Origin of the sequence: Klebsiella sp. K47, assembly GCF_051858335.1 — a bacterium.
GTDB lineage: Bacteria > Pseudomonadota > Gammaproteobacteria > Enterobacterales > Enterobacteriaceae > Klebsiella > Klebsiella pneumoniae.
Map to the genome: position 1 here is coordinate 1 of NZ_JBPYUI010000307.1, position 231 is coordinate 231.

At 61.9% G+C, this 231-nt stretch carries 1 protein-coding gene; it reads left to right on the forward strand.

The genetic code is table 11. From position 1 onward, the window contains the following. Positions 1-231: aminotransferase class I/II-fold pyridoxal phosphate-dependent enzyme (locus tag RRF55_RS28150; RefSeq protein WP_439419321.1), on the forward strand; the 231-nt coding region annotated here is incomplete at both ends.

Sequence of the window (231 nt, forward strand, 5' to 3'; positions counted from 1 at the left end):
TCTGGCGCGCAGCACGGGGGCTGTGCTGGCCTCCGACGAGTGCTATGGCGAGTTTGTCTGGGAAGGGGAGTCGGTTTCGGTCCTAGACGAGAGAGTCAACAGCGGTGACGTCACCGGCTTACTGGCCTGCCTGTCGATGTCCAAGCGATCGAATATGGCCGGCTACCGCGCGGGGTTTGCCGTTGGGGATGCTGAGTTGACCAGTGAGCTACTCACCGTGCGTAAGCACTC